We start from the raw sequence: 15,407 nt of genomic DNA on the forward strand, positions 1-15,407 counted from the left end.
GTCACCGCTGACGGGTCTGGGTGAGCCGGTCCTGTAGGCGGGCGTGCCGGAACTGGTAGACCGAACCCACCACCCGCAGGATCTCCCGCTGGTGGGCGTTCTCCAGGAAGCGCATCCCGCGTACGGGACCGTCTCCCCGGGCCCACAGTTGCAGGAAAAGCAGCCCGGTCCGCCAGGTGCTGGACACGGTGATCGTGGCGGCGACCGCGGTCGCCAGACCGAGTGTCAGTCCGGTGATGATCCCGACCCCGGCGGCGACCGGGAGCGGGTCGTGCCGGCCGGTGGCCATGGCATCGGTGAATCCGGCGGCGAAGCCGACCACGAGTCCGAAGATGGCGCCGACCGACAGGCCACGTCGTCGATCCTGCTGCCAGGCGGTGATCGGGTCGATCGGGGCGGCGACGTCGAGCGAGGCGGCCGAGAAGCCGTCGATGAGTCCGAACGCGAGCACGAAGGCCAGCCCGATGACCAGCCCGGTACCGAGCCCGGTCGGCATCCCGTACGCCAGACCGACGGGCACGCCGGTCGCCAGTCCGATCGGCACCCCGGTCGCGAGTCCGGCCGGCAGCCCGTGGGTGAGCCCGGCCCGGATGGTTCGTCCGAGCCCGGACTGCGGTGCGAGCGCGGAACCGGTCGGCTTGATCCCGATTCCGGAGGCGATCCCGGTCGCGATCCCGGCGGCGAGGGCGGCGCCGAGGCTGACCGTGAGCGCGGTGACGGCGCCGAAGCTCGGCCCGACGGTGAGTACGGTGGCGATACCGACCGCGAGCCCGGACACCAGCCCCATGCCGAGGCTGAACCGGGAGCCCGCGGATCCGGAGAAGCCGCCCACCGGGGACTCCCGGCGTTCGACGGCCAGCCCGATCGCCAGCCCCAGCACCAGGCCGACCACGGTGGCCGGCAGTGGGTCCATGGTGGAGCGTTCGCCCAGCTCCTCGGTGAACCGGGCGACGACGGCGGCGGTTGCCCCGGCGGCGAGACCGACGAACAGCAGCGTGGCGAGGATCCGTACCGGTGCCGAGGCCCACTGGTGCATCCGCCACCAGGCGAGGTCGCGGGTGTTGTGGCTGCTCATCTGCGCCGCCGCGTGGCCGAGCCAGCGCCTGGCCCGGACCAGGTCGTACGGGCCAACCGGCCTGCCGGGGCGGGGTCGGTACGCGGCCGGCAGCACCCGGTCGAGCAGGAAGTCCTCGATTTCGGTCGCGTCGCGGAAGCGTTCCGGTGCCAGCAGTTCGTCGACCTCGGCGGCGTCGACGAAGGTGTCCCGGAGCAGGGTCACCGTCAGCGGCGACGAGAGGGCGTGGGCGAGCGGGCTGTCCGGCTGCTCACGGAGCCGGGCCAACAACCGTCGCCAGGCCGGTGGCGGAGCGTTCACCAGCCACCGGGCGAGATAGTCGGCGGTGACGGCGGCGGGAAGCGGGCGCAGTTCGAGCGCGGCCGCGTCGTGCAGGTGCCCGGTGCGTACGGCCTCGGTGAACTCCTCGCTGCGGGTGAGCAGCACCAGGCGGAAGTTGGCCTGCTCGTCGATCGACTCCAGTGCGCTTGCCCGCGACTCGGGTGCCATCTCGTCGAAGCCGTCGAGGAAGAGTGCGATCAGGCCCTCGTCGACCAGCCGGGCGGCCGCGTCCGGCCCGTACTTCGGTGCGTTGAGGAAGGCGAACTCGCTGGCGAGCCGGCCGACGAGCCAGTTGCGCAGGGTCTGTCGCTGCGGCTCCCAGCTCTGCGGGGTGAGCAGCACCGGCACCGGCACCGGTCGGCGTACGTCCGGGTCGAGCCGGAGGCGGTGGTGCAGCGCCTCGACCAGGGTCAGGATCGCGGCCGCGGTCTTGCCGGCGCCGGGGTCGCCGAGGATCACCAGCCGGCCGGAGCTCAACCCGGCGTAGATCCGGAAGAGTTGTGCCAGCCCACCCGCCTCGATCATGTCGGCGGTCACGGTGTCGGTGCCCGGCAGCGGCTCGAACCGGCCCAGGGACAATCCCTCGGGGTCGGCGACGGCGTCCTGGAGCCGGCCGGTGACCGGTCGGGTCGACCAGACCCAGCGGACCGGGATCGGAGCCGGCCGGTACAGCCGCCGATCGGTTGCCGCGTCCTCCCACTGCTCCCGCAGCGCCTTGGCGAGCGCGTCGGCGGCCAGGGCGAGTGAGTCGGCGTCGTCGTGCCCGTGCAGCCGCCGCTGCCGCCACAGCACCGCCACGAGTCCGCTGATCAGGGGCGTGACGATCGCGGTGACAACCGAGATGACGATCCCGGTGGCCTCCCGGTTGCCCGCGGCGAGGGTGAAGGCGAGCACCGTCCCACCGGTCAGCAGCAGCCCGAGCGTGGCCAGACCGACCACTGGCCACAGTCGTAGGCGTTCGGCCGGCGGCATGTCTCGAAGTGTGACAGCCGGTCGTCACCGCTCACTACCGGAAAACGGCCGGCGGCGCCCACCCGCCGGTCACAGCTTGGCGCCCCTCGCCGCACGTACCTGCCGCGACGCGATCGCCGGGACTATCAGCCGCGGGACTGCGTGAAACGCAGCAGGTTTCCGGAGGGATCACAGAAGGCACAGTCGCGGACGCCGGAGGGCTGGTCAATCGGTTCTTGCAGCACGTCGGCGCCCGCGGCCTCGACTCGTTCGAAGGTGGCATCGCAGTCGTCGGTCACGAAGACGAGACGGCCCAGCAAGCCCCTGGCCATCAGGTCCTCGATCGCCTGCCGGTCGGCCGGCGTGGCGCCCCGGTGCACGCCGGGTGGTTCGAGGACGATCCGCACGTCCGCCTGCGACGGCGGGCTGACGCTCACCCGCCGCGTCCCCTCGAGATCGACGTCATCGCGTACCTCGAAGCCGAGCACGCCGCCGTAGAAGCGGAGCGCCAGGTCGAGGTCGTGGACAGCAAGCGTGCAGTACGAGAGCTTGACATCCATACCGGTCACGCTTCTTTCTCGCAGGGCAGGTGTACGTGCGATGATCGTCGCCGCTCCTTGTCGCTGGTGCTGAGGAAGACGATGTCGAGGTCGCGGAGCCGGTCCGGGTCGGTGTCGATGGTGATGCTGGTGATTTTCTCCTCGCTGATGGTGAACGTGAAGACGGCCTTCGGTAGGCCTCGGTGCGCATAGACGGCCGCTGGAACGCCGTCGACCAGGGCGGGCCGGGCGGCCTGGGCTCGTCCGGCGAAGGTTGCCGCTACCGCGTGGGCGCCGCGGGCCTCGCCGGTCACGGCGTCGGGGGCGAGCAGCGTGAGTAGGGCGTCGAAGTCGCCGTTGCGGGAGGCGGCGAGGAAGGCGGCGATGATGTCCCGCTTGCGGGATCGCGCGGCGTCGGACGCGGCGGCTGCTCCCTGCACCCGCCGCCGGGCCCGGCTGGCCAATTGCCGGGCCGCTGCCGGTGAGCGGTCGATGATCGCGCCGATTTCGCCGAACGACACGTCGAAGACGTCGTGCAGGACGAACGCGAGCCGTTCAGGGGGAGTCAGCGTGTCCAGCACCACCATCAGCGCGACACTGACGGATTCGGCCAGCAGCGCCTCGTCCTCGGGGTTTGCCTGCCTGGTGGGGTCAATGTTCGGGTGCGGTGTGGCTGGCTCGGGTGGCAGCGCCCCGGCTGGCTCCTCACGGCGGGCCCGGCGTGCTTCGAGCATGTTCAGGCAGACCCGGGCGACGATCGTGGTCAGCCACCCGGCCGGATTCTCTACCTGGTCGGTGTCGGCGCGGCTGACCCGCAGCCACGCCTCCTGCACCGCGTCCTCGGCGTCGCTGGGTGAGCGGAGCATCCGGTAGGCCACCGCGTGCAAGCGGTCCTGGTGCTCGGCGAACCGCTCACTCAGCCAGTCGTGCTCGGTCATCTGTCACGTTCCTCCGTCGCGGTCTGTCATACCAATTGACCGGCGAACCCAAGCCGGTGTGACATCCCTGGCTCAGCACGGATGTCCGGCCCGTCGATCGGGCCAGCAGATCGACTTACAAGGAGAGAATCGTGTCACTGCCTGTGAGCGCCATCATGCTCGGCGTCAAGGACCTGGACCGCGCCAAGAAGTTCTACGCCGAAGGCCTGGGCTTCAAAATCGACAAGGACACCCGCAACTTTGTTTCGTTCAGCCTGAGCGGGGGATACCTGCAACTGGCTCTCTACGAATGGGACGCAGCGGCACAGGACGCTGGCGTCTCCGCGGAGGGATCCGGCTTCCGGGGCGCTTCGTTCCACCTCAACCCCGACTCCAGGGATGTGGTGGACGAGACCATCCGCAACGCGGTGACCGCGGGCGGTAGCGTGATCAAAGAGGCGGCCGCCGCCCAATGGGGTGGGTACTACGGGTACTTCAGCGACCCTGACGGCTACCTGTGGAAGGTCACCACCTACGCCTCCTGACCCGGGACGATCGGCAGGGAGTACGCCGTGAAGTTTCGCACCCTCGTCGAGCCCCCCGAGCCCATGCGGGGGCTGGAAGTTCCGCCCGAGGTGGTGGAGGCGCTCGGCGGGGGTGCCCGGCCGCCGGTGACGATCACGGTCAACGGGCATTCCTGGAAGACCCGAGTCGCCATCATGCGCGGCCGTCACCTGCTCGGCCTCAGCAACGCCAACCGGCAGGCCGCGGGTGTCGCGATCGGCGACGAGGTCGAGGTTGAGGTCGAGGTCGACACCGACCCGCGCGTCGTCGTCGAGCCCGCGGATTTCGCCCGAGCCCTGGCGGACGACCCGATCGCCCGCGCCGCGTACGACAACCTTGCGTACAGCCACAAACGCGAGCACGTTCGCGCGATCGAGAGCGCGAAGAAGCCCGAGACGCGCCGTCGGCGTATCGAGAAGGCCATCGCCGCCCTGCGGGGCTGAAACCCGAAGGCGACAGTCCGCTGGCAATGCAATATCGCCATGCGGAAACCTGACCCTGCCCAAGCGCGGGAACCACCGACATCGTCAGCCACGACCCGACGGTGGAGAACTGGGCCGCACCGACCCACCTCGTCATCATGGGCATTCTCGCGCTGGCCGACACTGGCGAGTCCTCCGGGTGGGCTCCTACCCCGACGGCAGCCTCGGGCGACGGTCCGGACCTCGACGGTGCCGGCTATTCGCCGGTGAGGAGAGCTGCCCGGACAGGTTCGGGTGTCATCTCCGGGAACCGCTCCTGGAAGTCGAGGGTTCCGACCCAGGTCGGGCGCAAGCCGATCCGGACCATCCGCAGACCGGGCTTGTCGATCGCCTCCAGGTAGGCGTTGCCCATTTCGTCGCCCATTCCCGCGCGCTGCATGGTCGCGTACTCGGGAAGGACGCCCTCGACCTCGGCCATGGTGACCTTTCCGCGCAGCGTGAGCACCTGCGGCAGGCCGTCGGTGGTGTCGATGCAGATCGCCACCTCCGGTCGGGCCCGCAGGTCACGGATCTTGTACGTGCCGGCGAACGCGCCGACCACCACCTCTTCGCCGGTCCACAGGAAGTTCACCGGGATCAGCCGCGGTGTCCCGTCCTTGCCCGTGTAGGCCAGGCGGGCCACTGCGGTGGTGGTGAGCAGGCGTTGTGCCAGCGGGGTGTCCAGCAGCTTCACGTCACCCTGCGGCAGGCCCGCGGCTTGCGTGTTGGGGAGGCTCATGGGAGTCAAACTAGAGGACTGACTCCTATAGAACAAGCACAACTCCTGAATTAGGATCTGAGGTAGCCTGATGCCCATGGGCGGCATGCGTAGCTATGGGGATCCGTGTGGGGTGGCGCGTGGACTGGACGTCCTCGGCGAGCGGTGGGCGGTGCTGGTGGTGCGGGACCTCCTGCTCGGTCCCAAGCGCTTCAACGACCTGCTCGGCGGCCTGCAGGGCGTGAGCCCGAACGTGCTGAGTCAGCGGCTCCGCGAGCTGACCGAACACGGCGTCGTGCAACGGCGGGACCTGGGCCCGCCGACCCGGGTCCACCTCTACGAACTCACCGAATGGGGTCGTGCCCTGGAGCCCCTCCTGTTGCAGCTCGGACGCTGGGGAAGCCAGGCGCCGCAGTCACCCGGAGGCGTACTCGGCATCGACTCCCTGCTGCTCAGCATCAAGGCGGCCTTCGACCCGGCTCGGGCGGTGGACCTGGGCGGCGTCTACGAGTTCCGCGTCGACGCCGATACCTACCTTGCCGAGGTGGCCGACGGCTCGGTGCGGATCCGTCGCGACACGGCATCCGAACGACCCGACGCGGTGCTCACCACCGATCTCGACACGCTCCGGGCCGTCTGCGACCACCGGATCACCCTGACGGCCGCACTGGACTCCGGCGCGCTGCGCCTGACCGGTGACAAGCACGCCAGGCGGCGCCTCACCGACCTGCTCATGGCCCCGTTCACACCTCCCACCCCGGCCGCTCACGCGGTGGGGTAGCCACGCGGCTCGGAACTGTTCCAGGGGGCCGGCGGGCACTGACTACGCTGTTGCGGTGACCACCGGTGGAGGACGGGCACCGGACGCCGATCTGGCGTTGGCCGAAGCGGCGGTACGCGGCGGACGGCCCGACGAAGCACTGCGCCACCTCGCCGCCGTACCGGTGACCGTGCCGCTTCCCGCCGCGCTCGCCTGGCGGGTCGGTGTGCTGCTGCACCGCCGGGGCGAGTTCGACGACGCCGAGGCGCTCTTCGCCCGAGCCGTCCTGGACGGCGCCGAACCGGACGATCGACCGTCGATCGTGGACCGGGCGCAGGTGCTCGCCGGCTGGGCGGCCGTGCGCTGGGCGCGTGGCGAGCGGACCCGTAGCCGGGAACTCGCCGACGAGGCACTCCGGGTCGCCGAGCAGAGCGGGGACGACGGGGCGCTCGCGGCGGCGTACGTGACCCAGGCGCTGGTCGCGTTCAGCGAGGGTGACCGGGCCGGCAACGAGTACGCGTACACGCGGGCGCTGGCCGCGGCCGAGCGCGGTGGCGACCTCGGGCAGCAACTACGGATCCGGTGCAATGTCGGCTCCCGCCTGGTCGAGGAGGGACGTTACCGGGAGGCGACCGACCAGCTGACCGGCGCGATCCCGCTGGCCGAGCAGACCGGTGAGACGATGCTGCTCGCGCTCGCGCTGCACAACCGGGCCGAAGCCCGGCTCGGGTTGGGTGAACTCGGCCCCGCCCGGACCGACGCCGATGCCGCGCTCACCCGCTGGCAGCGGGAGGGTTCACCGCTGGCCGCGTTCGGGCTGCTGCTGACCGCGCGGGTGCACCAGGTGTCCGGGTCGATCGGTCGGGCGGTGGCCGCCTACACCGCCGCGCTCGCGATGGCCGAACCGGACGGCAACGCGCAGGTGCTGGCCGAGGCTTCGGCCGGGCTGGCCCGTACCTGTTACGCCGAGGACCCCGTGACGGCCGCCGAGCACGCCGCCCAGGCACTGGCCCGCCCGAGCGCGGCCGGGTCCACCACCGCCGAACTCGCCGCCGGCTGGGTGGCCCTCTGCGACGGCGACGCCGATTCCGCCCTGCGGTACGCCGACCGGGTCCGGACCGAGGCAGGTCGACGCCGTGACCCCGCCGGTCTGGCCGAGGCCACCGAACTCGCCGCCCTCGCGACCCATCTCGCACCTGCGGGACGGGAGGCCGGACGCGGTGCCGGTGGTGGTCGACCGGGTGGGCGGCGGACCGCCGGTCTGGCCGAGGCGGCGGCGATCTGGGCGGAGGTCGGCAACGAGGTGGCGCTCGCCACGAACGCGCTGCTGCGGGCGCGGGGGTCATCGCCGACCAGGTGGCGGAGCAGGTTGCCGTCGAGCGGCTGCACCGCCTCGGCGTACGCGAGGGAGCCTGGCAGGTCGCCGGGCCGCTGGCCGCGGTCGGACCCGCACCCGTCCCGGAGGTCGCGGTGCAGACCCTGGGTCACTTCGCGGTACGGCTGGACGGGGTGCCGGTGCCGTCGGCGGCTTGGCAGTCGCGCAAGGCCCGCGAGCTGGTACGGGTCCTGGCCGGGCAGTTCGGCCGCCCGTACGCCCGGGAGCCGCTCGCCGCCGTGCTGTGGCCCGGGGTGCCGGCGGAGGTCGCGTCACGCCGGCTGTCGGTGCTCGTCTCCACCGTGCGCGCGGTGCTCGATCCGGGCCGGGACCACCCGGCCGATCGTTACCTGCGCACCGACCCGGGCACCGTCCGGCTCGACCCGGTGCACGTCGCGCTGGACACGGCCAGGTTCCACGAGGCGGCGCGGGCCGCCGTCGCGGCCGACGGCACCGGGCCGGTCGAGGGTCGTGACCGGGCCGCCGAACTGGAGATCCTGGGCCGGTTGGAGGTGGTCGTCGCGATGTACACCGGCGACTTCTGCGACGACGGCGAGGTCACCGGTGACTGGGTCGAGCGACCGAGGGCGGTGCTGGCCGAGCTGCACCGGGAGGCGGTCCAGCGACTCGCGCGCCGGTGCCTGCGGCTGGGGCGACCGGAGGCAGCGGTCGGCTGGTACCTGCGGTTGACCGCCGACGACGGGTACGACGAGTCGGCCCACCTGGGGCTGATCGGCGCGCTGTCGGCGGTCGGCCGGCACGGTGAGGCGGCCCGCCGGTACCGCGAGTACCTGGACCGGATGCGGGAGATCGAGGTCGAGCCGGCCGCGTTCCCGGCCTCCCCGTCGAGCCGGGCCGGCACCTGAAGGTTTCCTGAATCCGACCCGAACACCGGCGGTGATGATGGGCGCTACCTGACCTTGCCCGGCCGCGGGAGGCGACCCATGTCCAACTGGCGGCGGTCCGTTCGGCTGCTGTTGGCGGTTGTCCTCGTCACCGGCACGGCGTCGTGCGGCTTCGGCGGCGGCACGCCGGTCGGCGACCCGGACCGGGGCGCGCCGGCCGGTGGAACCGAGTCGGCCCGCACCTACGGGTACGGCCCGGTGCGCGACCGTTCGGTGACGTACCAGCCGGACGTGGTCCTGATCGGGGGTGGACCGGCCGCGATCCGCTCGGCGAGCGCGAACGGTCTGGTCTGGACCATCGACGGCGACGCCGAGGGTGCCGACGACCTCGAACCCGGCAAGGTCATGTACGTCTCCAGCCGCGCGGTCGGGCGGGTGGTCGACGTGTCCCCGGTCGACGGGGACCTGGCGGTGACCCTTGCCCCGGTGAGCCTGACCGACGTCTTCCGGGACGCGCATTTCGTCTCCGACCGGCAGCTCGACGACTCCGCCCTGGCCTACCAGGAGGTCCCGGAACTGCCCGGCGCGCTGAGCGTGCCGACCGAACCGATGACGCCCGGAGCGGAGATCACACCGACCGGCTTCGCCGAGTCCACCGACGGGGCCGAAACCGTGCTCGCGCTGCACCCGATCCGGCTCGCCCCCGCTCCCGGTCCACGGCTGCCACCGGCCAAGGAACGGAACTTCACGGTGACGGTGGGGGAGTGGGAGGCGCAGCCGTACCGGACGCCGGGCAAGCTCGGCATCAAGATCGGGTACGCGGCCAGCCAGAACCTGAAGGTCTTCATCGACTTCGCGATGAACGTCGACAACCTGCGGGTGCGTACCGACGTGCCGATCTCGAACGGCACGATCGGCAGCCAGGCCACCTTCGCGGTCGACGGCATCGAGAGCATCTCGGTGGACGTCGCCGCCGGGGCTGCGAACGGTGCGGACGACAACCGGAAGATCCGGGTCGAGGTCCCCGTCGAGATCAACCTGCCGATACCGGGTGAACCGCTGGTCTACAGCACCACCTGGAAGTTCATCGTCACCACCGGACTGAGCGGCCGGAACACCACCGTGACGGCGGGTGGGCAGTGGGCTCTCGCCGGTGGGATCGGCATGATCAGCGGCGTCGTACAGCAGCCCAAGCTGACCGTGCTCAAGAGCATCATGGACTCGATCGCCGGGATCTCGGTCGGCCCGAGCGGCATCGCCTTCGCGGTCGAGACGAAGATCCAGTTCGGCATCGGCATCCCGGCCGCGTTCGCCGGCCCGTACGCCAAGCTCGTGGTGGATCTCGGGGTCACCAACGGTTCGGCGCTCGGCGCCCCGCTGGCCCGCTGCGTCTCCGCGACCCTGGGCGCCAAGGTCGGCGGCGGGTTCGGGATCACCGTCTCCTCGACGGCACTGGCCGAACTGCAGAAGCTGCTGCCGGCCAAGGCGAAGTTCGAGCTGGAGAGCGAGAAGCTCTGGCCGATCCACCGGGCGTCCCAGACCCTGCCCAACGTCCCGCTCTGCGTCGGTTGAGAAGGAGTACGCGTCGATGACCGCACACATCCGTACCCGTTCCCGAGCGGCCCTGGCGGCGGTGGCGGTGATCGCGTGCCTCGCGCTGGCGGGTTGCGGCGGTTCGGACGACAGGACCGAACCTCCCGGTACGGGCGACGAGCCGGCCGCGGTGGCCACCGCCGCCGAGCCGGCGGCCGAGCAGAGCGCCGTTCCGCCGACGGTCGACGCCTGCGCGCTGGTGACCAAGCAGGACGCCGAGCTGGTGGCCGGCACCCCGGTGGACGACGCGGTGCCGGTCCGGGACACGTGCAGTTACACCGCGCCGGTGTCCGGCCCCACGGCCCAGGTCGAGATCTACGTCGGTGACGGCGCGAAGAAGATCCTCGACATCGACCGTGAACTGGGGCACGAGTTCTGGGAGCTTCCCGGCATCGGCGACGAGGCGTACGCCGAGGACGGGGCGGTCTTCGTCAGCAAGTCCGGCCAGTGGGTCGCGATCCGCCTGGTCCGCCTCAACGACCCCGCCGAGAACCGCGAACCCCTCGAAGACCTGGCCCGCCAGGTGGCCGCCCGCATGTGACCCCGGCGCGGAGAGTGCGGTTTCTCGGGTCCGCCGGAGGCCCTAACCGCCGCTGGTCGGTCATGCGTACTCGTCGGCGACCGCGATCCAGGCGTCGGCCCGGAACTTCTTGCTCGGGATCTCCACCGTCACCGGACGGAACCGGTTGGCGCGTAGATCGCGTGGCTCGTGCCGGACGATCTCGTCGTAGACGACCGCGGAGACCGCCACCGCCAGGTCCGCCCCGGCCGCCTCCCGCAGCGCCGTACGGAGTGGGGCACTGTCCAGTAGGCGGCTGACGTGGATGACGGCGTCGCCCGCGTACCCGTTGTGCGCCGGGTAGACCAGCCCGGTGTGGATCGCCAAACGTAGCCGCAGTCGTGCGTCGTCGCGCAGGTCCCGGTTCAGGTGGCGCAGCGCCACCGCCAGCTCGCGCAGGAGGTCGGCGACCGCCCGTGGTTCGTCGAGCCCGAGCGGCAGCAGGACCAGTTGGCCGTCACCCTGTTCCTGCCACTGCCACAGTCCCCGGTCGAGGCCGGCGTACTGGGCGGCGGTGTCGAGGACCTCCACGAATCGTCGTTGCAGCGCGAGCTGACCGTGCACGTCCCGCGAGCTGTACGCCTCCGCGTCGGCGGCCAGACACAGCCGGGTGGTGCCCGTACCGATCGCGGACGGACCGGTGCGGTTCGGCACGGTGGCGGCGGACGTCGGCGTACCGTCGGCTTCGAGCAGGATGATCGGGGTCGAGAACTGCTCCGGATAACGGGTCCGGGGGCGGCTGAGCTGCATGGATCCGAGGTAGGGCCAGCGCAGGGAGGCCAGGGCGGACAACTCCCCGGACACCGTCGTGGCGGTGGGTGGCATCCGCAGCACGGCCGCCACCACGTAACTGCCGTCCGCCAGCGGGCCGCCGTCGGCGTCGCGCAGCGACCAGCCCACGGAGTCGCTGCCGTACCCGTTGACCTCGACCGCGATGCTGCCGGCGAGGACCGGTTCGCCCGGTGCGGCCGGCAGGTTCAGCGGGATCGGCACCGCGCCGAGCACGGCCGGCAGGCCGCCCGGGCCGATCGGGAGCGGCGGCTCCAGGTCCAGCCCGAACGCTTCCGGGCCGGCCCGGCGGAGCCGGATCGTGACGTCCACGAACTCCTGCCGCTGCGCCCGTGCCTCCAGCGCGAACGGCAGGACCAGCCGGACGTATCGCCACCTGCGGGCGTCGCGCAGGTCCCGGAACGCGGGCGGGAACACGTCAAGACCGATCTCGTACGCCAGCGGCCGGCCGAAGGTGATCGCGCCCTGCCGAATCGGCCGGACCGTGTCCCCGCCGAGCATCTGCTCGAAGTCGCAGAGGTCCAGCCGGGCCAGTGGGTCCGTGACCGCCGACGGTGCGACGGGCCCGGCGGCCGTGTGTTCGCCCTGAACCGGCCCGGTCATGCGCTCGCTCCGAACAGGACGAAGCCCAGCCACAACTCCGGGTCGTCCGGGTGGTCCTCGATCAGTTCGAGGTGCGCCCGGCGGAACGCGGCCGGTACGGGGTACCCACCGTCGAGCCACTCCCGGTGGAAGCCGTACATGATCTCCATGCTTGTTTCCTCCCCTACCGAACACAGGCTGGTCAGCAGTTTTGTCGGTCCAGTCAGCAGAAACGCCCTGGTCATGCCGATGATGCCGTCGGCGGCCACGGCACCGCGTCCACCCCGGCAGCAGGAGAGCACGACAAGATCGGCGTCGAGGCGTAGTTGTCGCAGGTCGCGCATGCGGACGATCCCGTCGTGGTCGGGCGTACCGGCCAGCGCCAGGAACGGCATCCGCGTCTCGGCCCCGGCGAGCTGGTCCGGCCCCGACGGCAGCTCGACGAGTTCCGCGTCGGCGTGGGTGGCCAGGTAGAGCACGTCGGAGGCGGTGCCCGGTGCGCGCAGGGCGGCCAGGGTCGCCTGGTTGCCGTACCGCACGTCGGCGCCTGCGGGGTAGTGGCGGCTGATCACACCGAACGCCCGCTCGGTCGTGCTCAGCGCCGGGAGGTGACCGGAACCGTGCGGCAACGGTGGCATCGGCTGCGGGTTGACCAGGGCCAGCAGGCGAGGTTCCCGAGCCGGCCGACGGTCGAGTCTCTGCCGCAGCGCTGGCAGCAGCGCGAGGCTGGGCAGCACCTCGATCGCGTGTCGGGCGGCGAGCGGCCGACCGTCCGCGCCGGTGAGAGCCGGGAACGGCACCCGCAGGGTGATCCCGTGCGGCACCACCGTGACCGGTTCGTCCGGGTCGGTAGGGAGCAGCGCGGACGCGACCGGTTCCCACAGCAGTGCGCCGAGACGGGCGAGGATGTCCAGCATCTCCGGCCGGTCGCCGTGACCGAGGTCGGTTTCCTCGGCCAGGCCGAGCAACCGGTCGACGTCCGCGGTGAGGGCATCCGGGTCGATCACGCGTACGGCGACCACCGGCTCCCCGTCGCCGCGTACGGTCCAGACGGTCAACCGGGGTCCGTGCAGGAAATACTCGACCACGGTGCGTCGACGGGCGCGGAGGATGCTGCGCAGTGCCGAGCCGTTCAGGGCCGGTGCGGTGCCGGGGCTCGCCCCGTCGGCGGTGCCGTCGCCGGTGCGGTACAGCAGGTCGGCGAAGGCCCGGGCCCGGCTCTGCTCGCTGGCGACCAGGGCTTCCCGGTGTGCGCCGAGATCGGTGAGCAGGTCGACCATGCGGGCGAAGAACGGCTGCGCCCGTTCCGCCGCGAAGATCTTGTCCCAGTCCCGGTCCAGCAACGCCCGCCAGCGTTCGACGTACCCGGTCAGCGGGCCGACCGCCGCGGGCGTCGCCCGCCGGACGATGCCGGTGCTTCGGGCCACCCGCGCCCGGTCCAGCGCCGACCACCGTTCCTGCGCGACCGCGGCGGCCGTACGCAGCAGCACGGCGGGGTCGGACCGGGGCCGGTGACCGGCGTCGGTCGGGCCACCGATGGCCGGGGTGCTGGTGGCGGGCTCGTCCGGCGCGGTTTCCGCGGCAATGGCGCGCAGTCGCCGGGCGGTCGAGTCCAGCACCGCCATTCCGGCGTTGGCGGCGGAGGAGATGGTCGCCGGGTCGGTCAGCGCTGCCGTGGCAGCGGCCGTGGCCAGCTCCCGCAGGGTGGCCGCGCAACCGGCGACGACCGCCGCCGCCTCGGTCGAGTGCCCGGAGGCCGGGACCGGGGCCGGGGTCGGGGCCGGGGCCGGGGTCGGGGTCGGGGTCGGGGTCGGGGTCGGGGTCGGGGTCGGGACGACCGTGCGTAGCAGGTCGGCCTGGGTGTCGAGCAGGTCGGCGGTGTCCGTGGCGAGCCGGAGCAGCAGGGTGAGGCCGGGCGGGGTGGTCGCGTACCGCTGCTGGATCTCGACGGCGGTGCCGAGCGCCTCGACCAGGGCGGGATGGTCGCGCAGCGCGAACGCGCCGACGACCTGGTGGTTGACCAGCAGGGCGAGGTCACCCAGCGCGTGATCGGCCGCCGGGGTGCCGGGGTTTTCGGCGAGCACCGTGCGGTAGCGGGCGACGGCCGCCGCGGCGAGCGGAGCCGCCTGCGCAACCCGGCGGCTGGTGTACAGGTCGAGTGCCAGTCGTCGCAGGGAGGCGGGGTCCGCGGTGGCCGGCACCGGCGGCCGGAACACCATCGCCCGCCAGCCCTCGGGCGCGGGGACCAGGCCCACGGCGAGCCCGATGGTCGGCAACAGGCGCAGCACCGCGCGGCCGGACGGGGTGGGCAAACCCGCCCGCTCCGGGTCGCTGCCGTCGCGCATCGGCTCCACCATGATCGGAGCTGCGGACTCGTCCGACGCAGGCGGGGTGGCCGGGTCGTGGACCGGGAGCCATCGTCCGGTGAGCGTTGGTTCGGCCAGCCAGCGGCGATGCGCTTCGACCTCGTGTCCGCGTACGCGGCCGGTGAACGTGATCTGCCGCTGCTCGTTCCGGTCGGTGACGATCCGGAGGTCGCCGGAGAGCAGCAGCCGGTCGGGGTCGAACCGGAGGGCGAGTTCGGCTGTCGTCGGCTCGTACCGGTGCTCGGCGTCGTACCAGGTCGGAAGCGGGTCACCGGTGCGCCGTACCCGCAGTGCGCCGGCCGTGTCGAACGTCTCGGGGTCGAGGTCGCCCAGCGACCACCGGAGCTGGTCCCCGTCGCTCGGACCGGTGGTGACCAGGGTGAAGGTGAACCGACCCTGAGCGTCGGGCAGGGTGAACACCGCCTCGGCCGGCGATGGTTCTCCGGCCCGGTCGAGCCCGACGAGTTCCAGGTCGAACACCGGCACCAGCAGGTCGAACGGCGTACGCGCACGGCGTGCCACGGCGGGCCGGAAGCCTTCGAACGGCCACGGCTCGGCGACCGTGCCGGACGGCGGTTCGCTGCCGCCGGGGTTCTCCGGCGCGGGCGGTCGAAGTGTCTGCTTCAGCCGGGTCACCGCCGGCCCGTCCAGTGTGGACCGAACCAGGACCCCGGTCAGCTCGGTCCGCTCCTCCGGCCCGGTGGCGGTACGCGTGAGCAGGCCGTCGAGCTTGGTGCCGGTGTCGGCCGCGGTCAGCTCGACGGTCCCGTCGGCGTGTTTCCACCAGGAACCGGTCAGGTCGACACCGGCGGTACGGATCCGGGCACCGCCGTGGGGCCGCAGTTCGTACCGGGCGTCGGCGGCGACCGGCTCCCGGTCGGGTTCCCAGTGCGCCCGGAGCTGGTTGCCCGCCCAGGACAGGCGCAGGGTGCTCCCGGCGGTCACGTCGGCCTCGAACACCAGCGGGTCGACCGGGTACAGCAGGTCCATGC

Annotated in this window: 14 protein-coding genes; 6 read left to right on the plus strand and 8 right to left on the minus strand. The window is 72.1% G+C overall.

Translation table 11 applies throughout. From position 1 onward, the window contains the following. Position 1 precedes the first annotated feature (1 nt). From AB0J90_RS10835 to AB0J90_RS10845, 3 genes are all read right to left on the minus strand, one after another. The gene (locus AB0J90_RS10835) at positions 2 to 2,368 is read right to left on the minus strand and encodes a hypothetical protein (RefSeq protein ID WP_363594468.1); all 2,367 of its coding nucleotides are present in this window, start codon (positions 2,366 to 2,368) and stop codon (positions 2 to 4) included. A 125-nt stretch (positions 2,369 to 2,493) separates the two neighbouring features. Continuing rightward, the gene (locus AB0J90_RS10840; RefSeq protein ID WP_363595021.1) at positions 2,494 to 2,907 is read right to left on the minus strand and encodes a VOC family protein; all 414 of its coding nucleotides are present in this window, start codon (positions 2,905 to 2,907) and stop codon (positions 2,494 to 2,496) included. A gap of 5 nt (positions 2,908 to 2,912) precedes the next feature. Then, positions 2,913 to 3,824, minus strand: a complete 912-nt coding sequence (locus AB0J90_RS10845) for a sigma-70 family RNA polymerase sigma factor (RefSeq protein WP_363594470.1) — start codon at positions 3,822 to 3,824, stop codon at positions 2,913 to 2,915. A 131-nt stretch (positions 3,825 to 3,955) separates the two neighbouring features. Here AB0J90_RS10845 and AB0J90_RS10850 point away from each other — a divergent pair, with 131 nt between their 5' ends. Together AB0J90_RS10850 and AB0J90_RS10855 are read left to right on the plus strand one after the other, a co-directional pair. Then, positions 3,956 to 4,348: a VOC family protein gene (locus tag AB0J90_RS10850; protein WP_363594472.1), complete on the plus strand. Its 393-nt coding sequence runs from the start codon at positions 3,956 to 3,958 to the stop codon at positions 4,346 to 4,348. Between the two features lie 27 nt (positions 4,349 to 4,375). After that, a complete protein-coding gene (locus tag AB0J90_RS10855; protein ID WP_363594474.1) occupies positions 4,376 to 4,810 on the plus strand; it encodes a YdeI/OmpD-associated family protein in 435 nt (144 codons plus the stop codon). A 235-nt stretch (positions 4,811 to 5,045) separates the two neighbouring features. On the opposite strand, the gene AB0J90_RS10860 is transcribed toward AB0J90_RS10855, so the two are convergent. Then, positions 5,046 to 5,567 (minus strand): pyridoxamine 5'-phosphate oxidase family protein, encoded by a 522-nt coding sequence (locus AB0J90_RS10860; RefSeq protein ID WP_363594476.1) that lies wholly within the window; start codon positions 5,565 to 5,567, stop codon positions 5,046 to 5,048. Positions 5,568 to 5,679: 112 nt separating this feature from the next. Between AB0J90_RS10860 and AB0J90_RS10865 the strand changes: the two genes are divergently transcribed. After that, entirely contained in the window at positions 5,680 to 6,327 is a 648-nt protein-coding gene (locus AB0J90_RS10865) for a winged helix-turn-helix transcriptional regulator (RefSeq protein ID WP_363594478.1), read from the plus strand. Here AB0J90_RS10865 and AB0J90_RS10870 read toward each other — a convergent pair. Together AB0J90_RS10870 and AB0J90_RS10875 are read right to left on the minus strand one after the other, a co-directional pair. Continuing rightward, positions 6,290 to 6,877 carry a hypothetical protein gene (locus AB0J90_RS10870; RefSeq protein WP_363594480.1) on the minus strand — a complete coding sequence of 196 codons (588 nt, stop codon included), beginning with the start codon at positions 6,875 to 6,877 and terminating at the stop codon, positions 6,290 to 6,292. The two genes, AB0J90_RS10865 and AB0J90_RS10870, sit on opposite strands and share 38 nt — an antisense overlap. 225 nt (positions 6,878 to 7,102) lie before the next feature. After that, positions 7,103 to 7,495, minus strand: a complete 393-nt coding sequence (locus AB0J90_RS10875) for a hypothetical protein (RefSeq protein WP_363594482.1) — start codon at positions 7,493 to 7,495, stop codon at positions 7,103 to 7,105. A 167-nt stretch (positions 7,496 to 7,662) separates the two neighbouring features. Between AB0J90_RS10875 and AB0J90_RS10880 the strand changes: the two genes are divergently transcribed. From AB0J90_RS10880 to AB0J90_RS10890, 3 genes are all read left to right on the plus strand, one after another. Then, entirely contained in the window at positions 7,663 to 8,547 is an 885-nt protein-coding gene (locus tag AB0J90_RS10880; RefSeq protein ID WP_363594484.1) for a BTAD domain-containing putative transcriptional regulator, read from the plus strand. A gap of 78 nt (positions 8,548 to 8,625) precedes the next feature. Beyond that, on the plus strand, positions 8,626 to 10,098 hold the full coding sequence (locus AB0J90_RS10885; protein WP_363594486.1) for a hypothetical protein: 1,473 nt from the start codon (positions 8,626 to 8,628) through the stop codon (positions 10,096 to 10,098). Positions 10,099 to 10,114: 16 nt separating this feature from the next. Beyond that, a complete protein-coding gene (locus AB0J90_RS10890) occupies positions 10,115 to 10,660 on the plus strand; it encodes a hypothetical protein (protein WP_363594488.1) in 546 nt (181 codons plus the stop codon). A gap of 60 nt (positions 10,661 to 10,720) precedes the next feature. On the opposite strand, the gene AB0J90_RS10895 is transcribed toward AB0J90_RS10890, so the two are convergent. Next, positions 10,721 to 12,070, minus strand: coding sequence for a hypothetical protein (locus tag AB0J90_RS10895; protein ID WP_363594490.1), 1,350 nt, complete (start codon positions 12,068 to 12,070; stop codon positions 10,721 to 10,723). After that, positions 12,067 to 15,405, minus strand: a complete 3,339-nt coding sequence (locus tag AB0J90_RS10900; RefSeq protein WP_363594492.1) for a CHAT domain-containing protein — start codon at positions 15,403 to 15,405, stop codon at positions 12,067 to 12,069. The genes AB0J90_RS10895 and AB0J90_RS10900 overlap by 4 nt, the downstream gene beginning before the upstream one ends. Between the last annotated feature and the right edge of the window lie 2 nt (positions 15,406 to 15,407).

Source organism: Micromonospora sp. NPDC049523, assembly GCF_040676775.1.
In the GTDB taxonomy this organism is placed as follows: domain Bacteria; phylum Actinomycetota; class Actinomycetes; order Mycobacteriales; family Micromonosporaceae; genus Micromonospora_G.